Source organism: Streptomyces sp. NPDC054956 (genome assembly GCF_053609185.1).
The window spans coordinates 1-14,706 of record NZ_JBSGXB010000190.1 but is presented as its reverse complement, the minus strand read 5'-3'; the positions used below and the strand labels follow the sequence as shown (position 1 = coordinate 14,706).

General features: G+C 71.3%; 11 protein-coding genes. 5 read left to right on the top strand and 6 right to left on the bottom strand.

Annotated elements, in window-relative coordinates; all coding sequences use genetic code 11:
- Positions 1–191 precede the first annotated feature (191 nt).
- The gene (locus tag ACWGDE_RS25665) at positions 192–1,979 is read right to left on the bottom strand and encodes a S8 family serine peptidase (RefSeq protein WP_453391383.1); all 1,788 of its coding nucleotides are present in this window, start codon (positions 1,977–1,979) and stop codon (positions 192–194) included.
- Between the two features lie 188 nt (positions 1,980–2,167).
- Between ACWGDE_RS25665 and ACWGDE_RS25660 the strand changes: the two genes are divergently transcribed.
- From ACWGDE_RS25660 to ACWGDE_RS25650, 3 genes are all read left to right on the top strand, one after another.
- Entirely contained in the window at positions 2,168–2,956 is a 789-nt protein-coding gene (locus ACWGDE_RS25660; RefSeq protein ID WP_453391382.1) for a TetR/AcrR family transcriptional regulator, read from the top strand.
- A gap of 116 nt (positions 2,957–3,072) precedes the next feature.
- Positions 3,073–3,597, top strand: a complete 525-nt coding sequence (locus ACWGDE_RS25655) for a hypothetical protein (protein ID WP_453391381.1) — start codon at positions 3,073–3,075, stop codon at positions 3,595–3,597.
- A 40-nt stretch (positions 3,598–3,637) separates the two neighbouring features.
- Positions 3,638–4,225 carry a histidine phosphatase family protein gene (locus ACWGDE_RS25650; RefSeq protein ID WP_453391380.1) on the top strand — a complete coding sequence of 196 codons (588 nt, stop codon included), beginning with the start codon at positions 3,638–3,640 and terminating at the stop codon, positions 4,223–4,225.
- Positions 4,226–4,320: 95 nt separating this feature from the next.
- Here ACWGDE_RS25650 and ACWGDE_RS25645 read toward each other — a convergent pair whose 3' ends face one another.
- The gene (locus tag ACWGDE_RS25645; RefSeq protein ID WP_453391379.1) at positions 4,321–5,049 is read right to left on the bottom strand and encodes a VOC family protein; all 729 of its coding nucleotides are present in this window, start codon (positions 5,047–5,049) and stop codon (positions 4,321–4,323) included.
- A gap of 211 nt (positions 5,050–5,260) precedes the next feature.
- Here ACWGDE_RS25645 and ACWGDE_RS25640 point away from each other — a divergent pair, with 211 nt between their 5' ends.
- Together ACWGDE_RS25640 and ACWGDE_RS25635 are read left to right on the top strand one after the other, a co-directional pair.
- Positions 5,261–7,693: an ADP-ribosyltransferase domain-containing protein gene (locus tag ACWGDE_RS25640; RefSeq protein ID WP_453391378.1), complete on the top strand. Its 2,433-nt coding sequence runs from the start codon at positions 5,261–5,263 to the stop codon at positions 7,691–7,693.
- 67 nt (positions 7,694–7,760) lie between these two features.
- Positions 7,761–8,591 carry a class I SAM-dependent methyltransferase gene (locus tag ACWGDE_RS25635; protein ID WP_453391377.1) on the top strand — a complete coding sequence of 277 codons (831 nt, stop codon included), beginning with the start codon at positions 7,761–7,763 and terminating at the stop codon, positions 8,589–8,591.
- Between the two features lie 112 nt (positions 8,592–8,703).
- Here ACWGDE_RS25635 and ACWGDE_RS25630 read toward each other — a convergent pair whose 3' ends face one another.
- The 4 genes from ACWGDE_RS25630 to ACWGDE_RS25615 form a co-directional block, all read right to left on the bottom strand.
- Positions 8,704–9,531: an ABC transporter permease gene (locus ACWGDE_RS25630; RefSeq protein WP_453391376.1), complete on the bottom strand. Its 828-nt coding sequence runs from the start codon at positions 9,529–9,531 to the stop codon at positions 8,704–8,706.
- Positions 9,528–10,541, bottom strand: a complete 1,014-nt coding sequence (locus tag ACWGDE_RS25625) for an ATP-binding cassette domain-containing protein (RefSeq protein ID WP_453391375.1) — start codon at positions 10,539–10,541, stop codon at positions 9,528–9,530. Before ACWGDE_RS25625 ends, ACWGDE_RS25630 begins: the two co-directional genes overlap by 4 nt.
- A 310-nt stretch (positions 10,542–10,851) precedes the next feature.
- Entirely contained in the window at positions 10,852–13,098 is a 2,247-nt protein-coding gene (locus tag ACWGDE_RS25620; RefSeq protein ID WP_453391374.1) for an MMPL family transporter, read from the bottom strand.
- A 613-nt stretch (positions 13,099–13,711) separates the two neighbouring features.
- Positions 13,712–14,548, bottom strand: a complete 837-nt coding sequence (locus tag ACWGDE_RS25615; RefSeq protein ID WP_453391373.1) for a DUF4097 family beta strand repeat-containing protein — start codon at positions 14,546–14,548, stop codon at positions 13,712–13,714.
- Positions 14,549–14,706: the final 158 nt, after the last annotated feature.

Here is a 14,706-nt window from a genome sequence, read left to right as displayed (position 1 = left end):
GGTCCCCCGGGGGGGGGCCCCAATGCGGGGGGGCGGGTGGCGCCAGGTTTGGGGCCTACCCCCGTGTGTCTCCCCGCGGGCGGGGGGGGGGCGGGCGGCGGGGGGTTGGCCCGGGGCCGCCCGCCGCCACAGGTCGGCCGCCCCGGAGGGTCGTCCCCGCCGCGGCGGCCGCCCGAGGGGCCGGTCGTGTGTTAGAGGCCGGCCGCATCGATCAGGCCGTGTCCCCACTTCGCGTCGAACGCGCCGGCTTCGCCGCCCGGGATCTTCGCGGTCGACTGCAGCGCGTCGAGGACCTGCTTCGGCTTCGCGGAGCCGTCCTGCTCCAGCAGGAGCGCGGCCACGCCCGCCACGAACGGGCAGGCCATGCTCGTTCCCTGGAGGGCCAGGTGCTCACGGTCGATCATGAGCGCCCGCTGCAGGCCCACGGCATCCCGCGAGAGTGCGGAGACGATCATCGCTCCCGGAGCCGCGATGTCCGGCTTGTGCGCACCGTCGCGTCGCGGGCCCTCGCTGCTGAACGACGCGATGTCGTTCGCCACCAGCCAGGTCGCCTCCCGCTGTATCCCGTCGATGTCGGTCCACTCCGTCCGGGTGGTGGAAGCCGCCACGGTGATGGCATGGGTGGCCGTGCCCGGCGAGCCGATCTTCATCTCGTCACGGGCGAGCGGACCGCTGAACTGCGGTTTCGGCTCCGCGTCCGGGTGCCCGAGCATCCACACGTCGGCCCGGGAGACCCCGTTGCCGACGGAGGTCGCCTTCAGTACGAGCCGCCACGCGCTCAGCGGTGCGGCGGCGGCGAACGCACTCGGTTCCACGCCCACGAAGAAGTTGTGGTCCCCGTTGCCGGGGTCCGTGCCGGGCGTGACGATCTGCACGGTCCCGCCGGCCAGCTCGTACGTCTTCTCGGGGTTGCCCACGGCGTGTACGGCCTGGAAGGGGGTCGAATCGCCGGCCGGGGACACCACGGCGACCTCCAGGCGGTCCGTGCCCGGGTACCAGCCGTTCAGCCAGAACACGGCGGGAGAGCCCAGGACGCGTCCCGGGTGGCACGGCACCGACTTGACCTCGCCGGTCGCGAGCTCGACGGCGGCGTGGATGTCGTCGTCGCCCTCGTTGCCCGCCGCGCAGCACACGATCCGTCCGGGCCCCGATTCCTCCTCGATGGCCAGGGACATCAGGTCGGTGCCGTCGTGCGGGTCGCTGTGCCCGCCGAGGCTGAGGTTGACCACGGCCGGCAGGCCCAGGTCCCCGGCCACGCGGAACACGTACTGGATCCCGTCGATGATGTGCGCGTCGTCGAAGTCGGTCTTCACGGCGACGATCGTGGCGTCGGGGGCCACGCCCTCCGTGCCCGCCGCGATCCCCGCGACGTGCGTGCCGTGCCCGTCGACGTCCCGGGACAGCAGCGGCCCGGCCAGGTCGGCGCCCCGGAACTCCATGCCGTAGTCGCCCTCGGGCACTCCGGAGCCGCCCCGCAGGGTCTGGTCCCAGATGCGGTCGATGCGACCGTCGAAATTGCGGTGACGTGCGTCGATGCCGGTGTCGACCGTGCCCAGGAGCACGCCGCGGCCGGTGAGACCGGTCCGGTTGCGGAAGGCGGGCACGTGGACCTTCTTCAGGGCCCGGTCCACGGTCGGGCGCAGCCGGGCGGCCGGCACGATCCGGCGTACGCCGGGCAGGGCGGCCAGGTCGGGGACCGCATCGAGTTCCACGATCGCCGTGCGTACCCGCCGGCCGCCTCCGTTGACGTAGATGCCTCCCTTGATCTCGACGCCCTCGAGGGGTGCGCCTCCCCCGTTCCACACGGTGCCGGGCTCGCACTCCAGGGAGACGACCACGCGCAGCGGCTTGGCCCTCTCCTGCACGGAGACGAGGCCCGTCATGCGGGCCGACCGCAGCAGCGGGGTCCGCCTGCGTTCCTCGCGTACGTAGCGCTCGTAGACCGCGACCAGTGACGGCGCCAGTTTCTCGACTCCCATGGCCTCCTCCTTCGGTCCGAGCACGCCCGGGGGCGGGGAGCCGGGGGTCGGGAGTCGGTGAACGGCGGCGGCCGGTGGTTCGACGGACCTCGGGGCGGCTTGGGTGATATACGAAGTAAACTTAATTCATCCACTTATGTAGTAAATGCTCCTACCGAGAGCGGCCACCGTCAAGACTGGAAATGATCATGAAAAAGGAGTCCGCCCCTCCCCGGCGTCCCCGGCTGAACCGGGAGCGCGTCCTGCGCGCGGCGCTGGCGGTGGCCGACGGGGAGGGGCTGGCCGGCCTGAGCATGAGGCGCGTGGCCGAGGCGCTCGGCGTGGAGACGATGGCCCTGTACCGCTACACGGCCAGCAAGGACGAACTCCTCGACGGGCTGGTGGAGATGCTCTTCATCGAGTTGGAGGAGCGGCTGTCGATCCCCGAGGACGCCCGCGAGGACGTCGGCGAGGACGTCCCCGAAGCCGCCGGCGACGCGTCGGCCGCTCCGGTCGCACCGGCACCGCCACCTGCCCGTCCGGCGGCCTCGGCCGAACCCGGCGCGGCCTCGGTCCGCCGCACCCTGCGCGAGGTCGCCCGCGAGATGTACCGGGTCGCCGTCGCGCACCCGAACGTCGTTCCGCTGTGCGCGACGCGCCCCCTGGTGGTGCCGCTGGCCCGCCGCCCCCAGGCGGTGCTCCGCTGCCACGAACGGCTGCTCGACCTGCTCCTCGAGGCTGGGGTGGAGCCCGCGGCCGCCCTGCGGCTCTACCGGTCGTTCCTGTCCTGGGTCCTCGGCTTCATCATCGTCGACCTGCGCGCGGTGGTGGACGACCCGAGCGAGACGGAGCCGGCCTTCCGGCTCGGACTCCACCGCCTGCCCGCCCGGGAGTTCCCGCGACTGCGGTCCCTCGGCCCGGAGTTGGCCCGCCGCGGGGGCGAACCGGAGCTCGTCGCGGGCGTGGACTCCCTCATCGACGCCGCCATCGGCCCCTGAGCCCCCGCGCGGTTCCCCGTACGCGGACCCGGACGCGGACTCGGACTCTGGATCGGATGCCGACACCGCGAGAGCATCGAGTGCTCGGCGTCGATTCGATCGGGAGCCCCATGGACATGACCAGCCAGATCCTCACGCTCGCCGGCGTCGCCGTCGGCGCCGCCACCTCCTACCTCGTGACGAGCCTGAACGAACGGACCAAGTGGCGGCGCGAACAGTTGGTGCGGTGGGACGCGCAACGCCTGACCGCCTACGCCGAATACGCTCACACCGTCAAGGACCTCGCGTATCAGTACCGGCGCATCGCGGTCGCCCGAGGCCTGACCGCCGGGCCCCACCCGCTGGAACCCACCCCCGAGATACTCGACAGGCTCGGCGACGCGGAAGTCCACCGCACCGCCCTCTCCGAAACACTGCTGCTCCTCGGAGACAGGCACACGATCGCCGCGGTGAAACGCATGAACCAGTACCTCTGGGAGCTGGAGGGCCTCGCCCGCGCGACTCCCGATCGGGGCGACGGCAACGAACTCTGGGACCGGACCTACGAGAACTACCGAACCGCGCGGCGGGAGTACATCGACCACGCGCGCAAGAGCCTGGGCGTGACCGGACCCTTGCTGGTCGGTCCGGGGCCGGGTTAATCCGCCCGCCATATCGCATGATCCGATAACCTGCGCAGCCATGGGTGAGCTGATACTGATCAGGCACGGCCAGACCGCGTGGAGCCTGTCGGGCCAACATGCGGGCCGTACCGACGTTCCGTTGACGGAAGCGGGCGAGGCCTCGGCCAGAGCCCTGGCGCCAAGGCTGGCCCAGCGCCGGCTGGTTGCCGTGTTCAGCAGTCCGCTGGGCCGGGCCATGCGGACGGCCGAGCTGGCGGAGCTGGCCGGCGCAAGGCCCGATCCGGACCTGGTGGAGTGGGACTACGGCGGTTACGAGGGCCTCACCGCCGAGCAGATCCGGGAGATCAGGCCGGGCTGGGACCTGTGGCGCGACGGCGTCGCTCCCGGCGACGCCGCGCACCCCGGCGAGCAGCTCGGGCAGGTGGCCGCGCGCACGGATGCGGTGCTGGACCGGATCCGGCCGCTCCTGGCCGAAGGAGACGTGGCCGTCGTCGCTCATGGCCATCTGGCTCGGGTGCTGACCGTACGCTGGCTCGGTCTCGACGCGTCGGACAGCCGGTTGCTCGGCCATCCGCATCCGGGCACGCTCAGCATCCTGGCCACCGAGGACGGACAGCCGTACATCTCCGCCTGGAACGTCCCGTAGGGGCAGGGCCGCCCCGCGATCAGGGGGGCGGAGGAGCATCTCCGGGTTGGCTGCCGAGGGTCCGTCGAGCGGGGAGACCGACCGACCGCGCCCCGCTAGCGGGGGCTCCGTACGGAGAACTCGTTGCCGTCGGGGTCGAGCATCAGCACCTGGTCGCCGTCGCCCTCGCGGATGTCGGTGTGGGTAGCGCCGAGCGAGATCAGCCGGTCGATCTCCGCCTCCCGGTCGGCGCCGGCGGGGAGCGCCAGCTCGAAGTACAGCCTGTTCGTACCCGTCTTCGGCGCCACGGGAGGTCCGCCCCACGTGATCTTCGTACCGCCGTCGGGCGACTGGATCGCGGTCTCCTGGTCCTGGTCCCAGACCAGCGGCCACCGCAGTGCCTCGCTCCAGAAGTAGCCGACCTCCTGCGTACCGTCGCAGGCCAGTGCTCCGATGACGCCGGTGTCGGCGAGGAACTTGTTGCCCGCCTCGATCACGCAGAACTCGTTGCCGTCCGGGTCGGCGAGCACCACGTGCCCCTCCTCCGGGCGTTGGCCCACGTCGATGTGGTTCCCGCCGAGTTCCAGCGCCCTGGCCACCGTCTGCTGCTGGTCCTCCAGGGAGGCGCTCGTCAGGTCGAAGTGCGCGCGGTTCTGGCCGGTCTTCGGCTCCTGGCTCGGCAGGAAGCGAACGCGGAATCCGGTGGCGTCCGGGGGCAGGATCGCGACGTCCTCGTCCGGACCGTCACCGCCGGCCAACTCCCAGCCGAGGACCCCGGACCAGAACCGCGCCAGGCCCGACGGCCGGGTCGCACGGAAGCAAATCGCGAACAGTTGACTGGTCATACCCCGAGCATCTCCGATCCACTGACGGCCGGTACTGCGCCTCGCCCGGCCCGAGGGCGCAGCCTAGGGGCGGCCGTGCGGCAGCGCATCCGAGTTTTCCATCGCCGGGAGGTATGACGGCAGGTCATCGCCCGCTTCCCGGAGCGGCGTTGTCAGTGGTGGCGGTTAGGTTCGAGGTGTTCGCAAGGGCCGGTTCCGACAGGAGTGGACGATGACCGAGAGCAGTGTTCAGCTCGCGCTCAGGGTGGTGCTGACAGACGTCAACGAGCACGTGGTGGAGGCGTGGCGGGCGGCGTTCGCGGACACCCCCGGCATCGAGATCCGCAGGGGCTCGATCCTCGGCGAGGACGTCGATGCCTGGGTCACCCCGACGAACTCCCAGGGCCGGATGGACGGCGGGGTCGACGCCGTGATCAAGCGGCACCTCGGAGCCGGCATCCAGCTCCGTGTGCGGCGGGCGATCCGCGATCGGTTCGCCGGATCCCTCCCCGTGGGCAGCGCGGTCTGCGTCCCGTCGGGGGCGAACGTCCCCCGGTACCTGATATCGACGCCGACCATGGTGCGGTCCTCGCAGAACGTGAGTGCCACGCTGAACGTGGCGCTGGCGTGCGCCGCCGCGTTCCAGGCCGTGCACCGGCAGAACCGGCAGGTGCCGGGCAGCATCCGCTCCGTGGCCCTGGTCGGGATGGGTGCGCAGACCGGGCGGGTCCCGGCCAGGGTGTGCGCCAACCTGATGTGGACCGGCTACACGCTCTTCCACGACCACTGGTTCGAGGACGACGACGAGCTGCGCGCCACGATCATCACGCAGCTCGACGGCATCGAGAAGGCCCCGCTCGAGGAGCGGGTACGCATCGTGCCGCCGAAGGCCGTCGCGCCCGAGTCCGCCCAGGCCCCGGCCCCGGCCCCGGCGGAGCCCGAGGCCCAGGCCCAGGCCGAAACCAAGGCCGAGGCCGAGGTCGAGGTCGAGGTCGAGGCCGAGGCCGAGGTCGAGGCCGAGGTCGAGGCCGAGGTCGAGGCCGAGGTCGAGGCCGAGGTCGAGGCCGAGGTCGAGGCCGAGACGAACGACCCCCTGGCTCTCACCGAGCTCTTCAACGGCGGTGGCGAGCCCTGGATTCCGCTGCTGAAGCCCGTGATCGAGGCGCAGCCGGACGCCGCCCGGTTCATCGGTAAGGGCCGCAGCCCCGAGGTCGTCCCGGTGCGCGAGCTGACCTTCCAGGCGCTCAAGCCCAACCCGCCGCACAAGTGGAAGGTCGTCGCCTTCGGCCAGAACCCCTACCCCCGGCCGGAGAGCGCGACCGGCATAGCCATGTTCGACAACACCTTCAGCGACTGGAAGGACAGCCAGTTCGGCAGGGTCGTCAGCATCCGCTGCATCATCAAGGCGGCGGCGATGTGGAAGTACGGCATAGCCAAGAAGACGCCCATCGCCGACGTCCGCGCCCTGCTGAAGGAGCGGGACACCGTCCAGCCGCCCGAGTGGTTCCAGGCGATGCTCACGCAGGGCGTGCTGCTGCTGAACGCCTCGCTCACCGCCAGCGGCGACGGAGCGATGGGGGCCGAGCAGCACACGGCGTTCTGGCGGCCCGTCGCCGAACGGATCGTCGAGGAGATCCTCAAGGCCAAGCAGGAGGCCGACGAGGAGGACCGCGGGGTCGTGTTCGCCTGGTGGGGGGCGCACGCCCGCAGCCTGAAGAGGGTCGTCCTGCGGCTCCAGAAGAAGTACCCGGACGTCGAGGTCCGGCACATCGACCACGCGAACCCGGCGGCGCAGGGCGACATCTTCTGCGAGGGCGACCACTTCGCCATGGTGAACGAGGCCCTCGCCTCGCTGGGCGCCGAGGGGATCGACTGGCTGCCGAGCAAGGGGTGGAACGAGGGGGCGGCCGCCGCGGGCGGCGCGGACGGGGGTGTCGCGGCGCGCATGGGCGCCTTCATCGAGTCGACCATGAACCTGCACCAGCTGTACCTGGAGCGGCTCACCAGCGTCAAGGACGAGGGCCTGGTCCTCCCCGCGATCACCGGTGTGTTCGACACCCCGGTCATGGACTTCCAGGAGGCCGTCGCACCGGTCGCCGAGACGCTGTCCGGAATCGCCGGACACATCGCTCGGTCACGCGACTTCGGCAAGCGGAGGGCGGACGAGACCTCCGCCGGGCTCTCCGCCGACGCGATCGCCGCGCTCTACCTCTACACCTGCGAGTCCGCCTTCTACCGCGAGATCAACGCCGTCCTGCGCTCCCCGGACCGCACCAGGGTGAAGCCCTACCTTCCGTACCTGCGGCTGCTGTTCTCGGCGGTGTCGGGGCTGCCCGCCCGCACGCAGCCACTGTGGCGCGGTGTCGCGCTGGACCTGCGGGCGCAGTATCCGGTGGGCCGGGCGGTGACCTGGTGGGGCATCTCCTCGTGCACCTCCGAGCTGAGCGTGGCCCGGTCCTTCCTCGGCAGTCGCGGCAAGCGGACGCTGTTCGAGGTGACGCCCGCCCGCGCGGTCGGGATCAGGAGCTTCTCCGCCTTCACCGGGGAGGAGGAGTACATCCTCACGCCGGGTACGCAGCTGAAGGTGACCGATGTGAAGAGCGAGCGCGGTGGACTGTGCACGGTCAAGCTCACCGAGGTCGACGCCCCGCCGGTGGTGTCCTGATGCGTCACCCCGTGCGGCGGAGACCGCTGCGCGGGCGGGCCCCGCGCCTCCGGGGGACAATGGGCGCATGACCGACACGGGTCTGCCGTCGAGCGGTGCGAGCGCCCCGAGCGAGGGGCGCTACGGCGAGCGGGTCTTCCGTCCCGACGCGGGGGGCGAGGGCGAGCGGATCGACCTCGGCGCCCTCACCTACGACGAGACGACCATGACCCGGCTGCGGCTGCTCGGGGCGGGACCCGGGTGGAACTGCCTGGAAGTGGGCGCCGGCACCGGCACGGTGGCACGAAGGCTGCTGGAGGAGGCGGGTGTCGCGGCGGTGCTCGCCGTGGACCGCGACGTACGTTTCCTCTCGGCGCACCCCGTTCCGGGACTGACGGTACGGCAGGCGGACATCACCTCCGACGGCTTTGCCCCGGGGCTCTTCCACCTGGTGCACGCCCGGTTCGTCCTCATGCACCTGCCGTCCCCGCAGCACATGGTCGAGAGGCTGGCCGGGCTGCTCGCCCCCGGCGGAGTACTGGTCATCAGCGACGCGGTCGACCTGACGACGGACTCCGCGCCCGTCACCCCGTACACCCGCGCCATGCGGGCCATGTGGCGGGGGCTGCGCGACACCATCGGGACCGACGTCTCCCGGGTTCCCCACCACCCGGAGCTGCTGCGCGCGGCGGGACTGGAATCCGTGGCGGCCGAGATCCACGTACCGCCGCTGGAACCGGGCAGCGCGATCAGCAGGTTCTGGGCCGAAACCTGGGAGCGGGCCCGGGAGGCGATGGTGGGAACGGGTCTCCTCGACGACGCGCAGTTCGACGAGGCCGTACGCTCCCTGGGTTCCAGCCGGTGCACCGGACTGTCACCGGGCATGCTCACCGCCTGGGGCCGCAGGACGGGCCCGTGAACGTACGGGAACGCCGGCGGACGTGATTCGGCGAAGGGACGGCGCCCGGTGGAATCCGGGTGCCGCCCCTTCTCCCCCGCCGGCCCGGCGTGCTCGGCTCGGCGCGTGACGGTCAGCCCTTGACCTGGCGGTTGAAGACGGAGCGGGACCACAGGTAGCCGACCAGGGCGAGCCCCGCGCACCAGGCGAGCGCGATCCAGCCGTCGTTGCCGATCGGAGTGCCGAGCAGCAGCCCGCGCAGGGTCTCGTTGATCGGTGTGAAGGGCTGGTACTCGGCGAACCAGCGCAGGGCGGTGGGCATGGACTCCGGGGTGACGACCGCGCTGCCGAGGAAGGGCAGGAAGGTCAGCGGCATCGGGGCGTTGGACGCGGCTTCGACGGTCTTGGCGCCCAGGCCCATCGCGGCGGTCACCCAGCTCAGGCCGAAGGCCAGGAAGAGGAGCAGGCCGATCGCGGCGATCCACTCCACCGGCGAGGCGTTGGGGCGGAAGCCCACCGCGAGGGAGGCACCGGTGATCAGGACGAGGATCACGGCGGCCTGGATGACGCTGCCGAAGACGTGGCCGGTGAGGATGGACCCGCGAGAGATCGACATCGTACGGAAGCGCTTGACGATGCCTTCGGTCATGTCGGTGCAGACGGTGATGGCGGTCGTGATGGCACCGGAGGTCACGGCCATCAGGATGATGCCGGGCACCACGTAGTTGGTGTAGTCGCCGCGGCCGGTGCCTCCGATGCCGGTGCCGAGCGCGCCGCCGAAGACGTACACGAACAGCAGCAGCATCACGATCGGCATCATCACGATCATGACCGTCATCGACGGGTAGCGCAGCATGTGCTTGAGGTTGCGGCGCAGCATCGTCATGGAGTCGCGCAGCGCGTACGAGCGGGCCGGCCCGGCGGGCTCGACCGGGGAGATGGTGGCGGTTCCGGTACTCATCGGGTCGACTCCTTCTGCGTGGAGATGGCGGTGGCGGTGGGGGTGTTCTGCCGACCGGTGAGGGCGAGGAAGACGTCGTCGAGGTCGGGCGTGTGCACGGTCAGCGACTCGGCCTGTACGCCGCTGCCGTCGAGGACGTCGAGGACGGCGCGGAGATTGACGAGGGACCCGTCGCTGGGGATCTGCAGGGCGAGCGACTCGTCGTCGCGGGTGGCGACGGTGAAGAGCTCGTCCGCCGCCAGGAGTTGGGTCTCGTCGGCGAACTGGAGGCGGACGTGGCCGCCGGGGATCCTGCGCTTCAGCTCGGCGGCGGTGCCCTCGGCGACCAGCTTGCCCTGGTCCAGTACCGCGATGCGGTCGGCGAGTTGGTCGGCCTCCTCCAGGTACTGCGTGGTGAGAAGGATGGTCACGCCCTGCCTGACCAGGTCCCGGATGAGCTCCCACATGACCCGGCGGCTGCGCGGGTCGAGGCCGGTGGTCGGCTCGTCGAGGAAGATGATCCGCGGCGAGCCCACCAGTGTCATCGCGAGGTCGAGCTTGCGGCGCATGCCGCCGGAGAAGGCGGAGACGTTCTTGCGGCCCACCTCAGTGAGCTCGAACCGCTCCAGGAGGTCTGCGGCCCGGCGGCGGCCCTCGCGCTTGCCCAGGTGGTGCAGGTCGGCCATGAGGAGCAGGTTCTCCTCGGCGGTGAGCAGTCCGTCGACGGCGGCGAACTGTCCGGTGACGCCGATCCGGCGGCGTACCGCGTCGGCTTCGGTGACCACGTCGTGGCCCGCGATCCGCACCTCGCCCCCGTCGGCGGCGATCAGCGTGGAGAGGATCTCCACGGTGGTGGTCTTGCCGGCGCCGTTCGGGCCGAGCAGGGCGAAGATCGTGCCCTCGGGGATCCGCAGATCGATGCCGTCGAGCACCACCTTGTCGCCGTACGACTTGCGCAGGCCGATCGCGGAGATCGCGGCTGGGCGCGTGGCAGTGGCCGCTGTGGTCGTCGCTGTGGTCGCGGGATTCATGGCGGGCGGGCCCTTCTCTTCGGGAGTCCGGGACGGACGGGGTGGCCGATGGATCGGCGGAGGCGACTCGAAGTGGCGCGGATCGGCGCAGAGCGATGCGGATGTGGCGCCGTGCACGCGTTGCGTGCCGTGCTCGCATCACCATGATGGCACATCAATGGCGCCATGGCGAGATGTCATGGCGCCATCCTTTCGCTCCGCGCCACACTCCCCCGCCTGACCTGCACAGATGCACGGAACGCCATGGCGCCCCCACACCGGCCGGAGGCCAGCGGGGGGCGCCATTGTGGTGCCATCGTAGGGAACGCGCTCAGCCGACGAGGCTGCGCTCCCGCGGGGAGCGCGGTGCGGACCGGTCGAGCTTCTCGCCCTCGATGTCCACCCGGGGCAGGATCCGGTCCAGCCAATTCGGCAGCCACCAGGCGGTCTTGCCGAGCAGGGCGAACAGTGCGGGCACGATCGCCATGCGGACGACGAAGGCGTCGAAGAAGACGGCGATCGCGAGGGCGAAGCCGATCATCTTGATGAAGTCGTTGTCCTCCACGATGAAGCCCGAGAAGACGCTCATCATGATGACCGCGGCCGCGGCGACGACCCGGCCGCCGTGGCGGAAGCCGTCGACGACCGCCTCGGCCGGCCGCGCCCCGTGCACGTACGACTCCCGCATCCGGCTGACCAGGAAGACCTCGTAGTCCATCGCGAGGCCGAAGACCACGCCGATCATGAAGATCGGCATCGTGCTCATGATCGGGCCGGTCTGCTCGACGCCGAGGACGTCCGCGAGCCAGCCCCACTGGAAGACCGCCACGACGGCGCCGAGGGCAGCGGCCACCGAGAGCAGGAACCCGAGGGCGGCCTTGAGCGGGACCAGAACGGAGCGGAAGACCACCATCAGGAGCAGAAAGGCCAGGCCGACGACCAGGCCCAGGTAGGGCAGGAGGGCGTCGTTCAGGGTCTGCGAGAAGTCGATGAACATCGCCGTCTGGCCGGCGACGAGGATCGTGGACGCCGTGCCGCCCTCCAACTCGCCCGCCGTGGCGCGCAGGTCGCGTACGAGTTCCTCGGTGCGCTTCTCGGTCGGGCCGGTCCGCGGAATGACACTGATGATCGCGGTGTCGTCCGCCGTGTTGCCGGTGGCCGGGGAGACCGAGGCCACGCCGGGGTTCCCGCCGAGGACCTTGCCCACGGCGTCGGCCGTCTTCGTGGCGTCCGCGGCCTGCACGGTGATCACCAGGGGCCCGTTGAATCCGGGACCGAAGGACTCCGACAGCATGTCGTAGGCCTTGCGCTGCGTGGTCTCCGTCGACATCGATCCCTCGCCCGGCAGCCCCAGCTCGAGGCTGGTGGCCGGCAGGGCGACCGTACCGAGGCCGACCACGCCGACGAGCAGGACGGCCGCGGGGTGGCGCAGGACGAAACTCGCCCAGCGGGAGCCGAGGTTGGGCTTGCCCTTCTTGCCGAGCCCGGCCGCCCGCTCGGCCGCCTTTCGCTGTCCCCGCTCCGACAGCGGCTTGACGGCGTACCGCAGGCGTTCCTTGCGGGCCATCACCTTGACCGGCGCGAAGCCGAGCAGGGCGGGGACCAGGGTGAGGGCCACGAGCACGGAGACCGCGACGGTGCCGGCGGCCGCGAGGCCCATCTTGGTGAGCATCGGAACGTTGACGACGGCCAGTCCGGCGAGGGCCACGATGACCGTCAGCCCGGCGAAGACGACCGCCGAGCCCGCGGTGCCGGCGGCCCGCCCGGCGGCCTCTTCGGGGGTGCGTCCCTCGGCGCGCTCGGCGCGGAACCGGGACACGATGAACAGGGCGTAGTCGATGCCGACCGCGAGGCCGATCATCATCGCGAGGGTCGAGGTGGTGCCGGACAGGCCGAGGGTGGAGCCCAGCGCGGTGATGCCCGAGATGCCGATGCCGACCCCGACCAGTGCGGTGATCAGCGGCATTCCGGCCGCGATCATCGAGCCGAAGGTCAGGACGAGGACGATCGCGGAGACCAGGATGCCGATCTGCTCACCGGTCCCGCCCATCGCCTGGTCGATCTTCACGGCGTCGCCACCGGCCTCGACGGTCAGGCCCGCTTCGCCGGCCTTGGCGATGGCCGCATCGAGCGCGTCGTGCGCCTCTTCGCCGACTTCCATCGCGGGGACCTTGTACGTGACCACCGTGTAGGCGGTCGTACCGTCCTTGCTGATGCTGACCTCGGGGGTCTTGAAGGGGTCGGCCGCGGCCACCACCTGCGGGGAGGACGCACCCAACTCCGCGACGAGGCGGTCGACTTCGGCCCGCCGGCCGGGGTCGGTGATCTTCTGGCCCGCAGGGGCGCGGACGACCACGCGGGCGCTGGCCCCGTCGGTGCTCGCGTCGGGGAACTTCTCCGCCAGCAGGTCGAAGGCCTCCTGCGACTCGGTGCCCGGCATCGAGAACGTGTCGGCGGGCGGCGTCGGTGCGGAGGAGGCGGCGAAGCCCATGCCGCCGAATATCAGCAGCCAGAGCAGCAGCGTCACCCCCCGGCGCCTGAAGGCGAGGCGGCCCAGTTTGGAAAGGAACGTAGCCACGGCGGGGACTCCCGTTGATTCGGTGGTGCGGTCGCTTGAGTGGTCGCAGATCGGCATCCGGGCAGCGCGAGATGGCGCCATGGCGGCGCATGGTGGGGCCTGGCCGGGTGCACGAGTGGTGCTGAAAAGTACGCGGGGGACGGTCCATCCCCGCACCGCCATCATGGCACATTCATGGCGCCATCGCGAGGGAATATGGCGCCATAGATTCAAGGGAGCTGTCGGAGTGGCCCGCGACCGGCTTCAGCGGGGCGCGGCCTTCAGCCCTCCAGGGGCCGGGGGCGCCACCGCAGGCCGCGGTGGCGCCGGACCGGCAGCGGGAGCGGGAGCGGGAGCGGCAGCGGCTCCAGGGCGAAGCCCAGCGGGTACGCGGCCTCGCGGAGGGCAGCCCGATCCGTACGGACTGTTCGGGAAGGGCAGCCGGGTCCGCACGCGGCGATCAGCCCGGCCCGCGCACGACATGCGTCAGTGTCGGGACCTCCGCCGACGCCGTGCGCTCAGAGTGCACGGCTGGACACGCGCAGGGGCGTCCTCTCCATGGCGCTCACGCTGCGGGCGGGTACGTGCTGTCGGGCCGGGGCGCGGCCCCGGCCTTCTCGGGCCGACGGGCGGTTCAGGCCCGGCGGATGAAGATGTCGCCGGCGCTGGTCCGGCCCCGGACCTCGACCGTCTCCTCGGACGCCTGGGGACCTTCCGCCGTCCCGAGTTCGTTGCGCACGCGTCCCGCGGTGGACCGTACGTCCAGCCAGGCCGCGGAGCCCTCGGCGATCCCGATCTCCAGCGCCCCGGCCGCGGTCTCCAGGGTGATCCGGCCGCGCACCACCTCGGAGAGCCGAATGGCGCCGCTCGCGGACTTCGCCGTGACGGAGGAGCCCGCGTGCAGGACGCTGATGGGCCCGTTGGACGACCTCACGTTCAGCTCCCCGCGGATCTCGCCGACCGCGGTCTCGCCGTTGAGGTTCTTGATCGTGGCCGTGCCGTCGACCCGGCCGACCCGCACCCGTCCCGACCCGTGGATCTCCACCTCGCCCGTCGCACGGTCCAGCAGGACGTCCCCGTGCGTGGTCTTCAGCCGTACGGCCGCGGCCTCTTCCAGCTGGATGTCACCGGTGGCCGTCGTGAAGCGGCAGCTACCGAACCGCCCCTCGCCGATGAAGTCGCCGAGGCCCGTGCTGCCGGTGAGATCCGATCCGGCGGGCAGTTCGACGGTCACGTCGACCGAGCCGAGCTTGCCGAAGGGCGAGCGCTTCTTGGGGCCCTTGACCACGAGCTCCCCGCCCGCGCAGCTGATCCTGGTGTCCTCCGCGGCCTGTACGTCCTGCTTGTTGCCCGGGTCGCTCGGCACCACCTCGACCACGGTGTCGGTGCGCCGGCCCGCGATGACCCGGATCCGCCCCATGTCGAATTCCAGTGTGGCGGAGAGGGGCTCGGGGGTGTCGAAAGTAGGCATGACTGAGCCGTCCTTTGGCTGTTGACTGGTGGCTATTGGCTGCTGGCTGCTTGGTCGGAGTACGCGAGTGCCGCGGGCCGGCTAGGGCGTGTCTTTCGGATCGGGCCGGATCAGCCCGCGGTGTCCGGTGCCGTGCATCGCAAGGCGGAGGAGGGAGG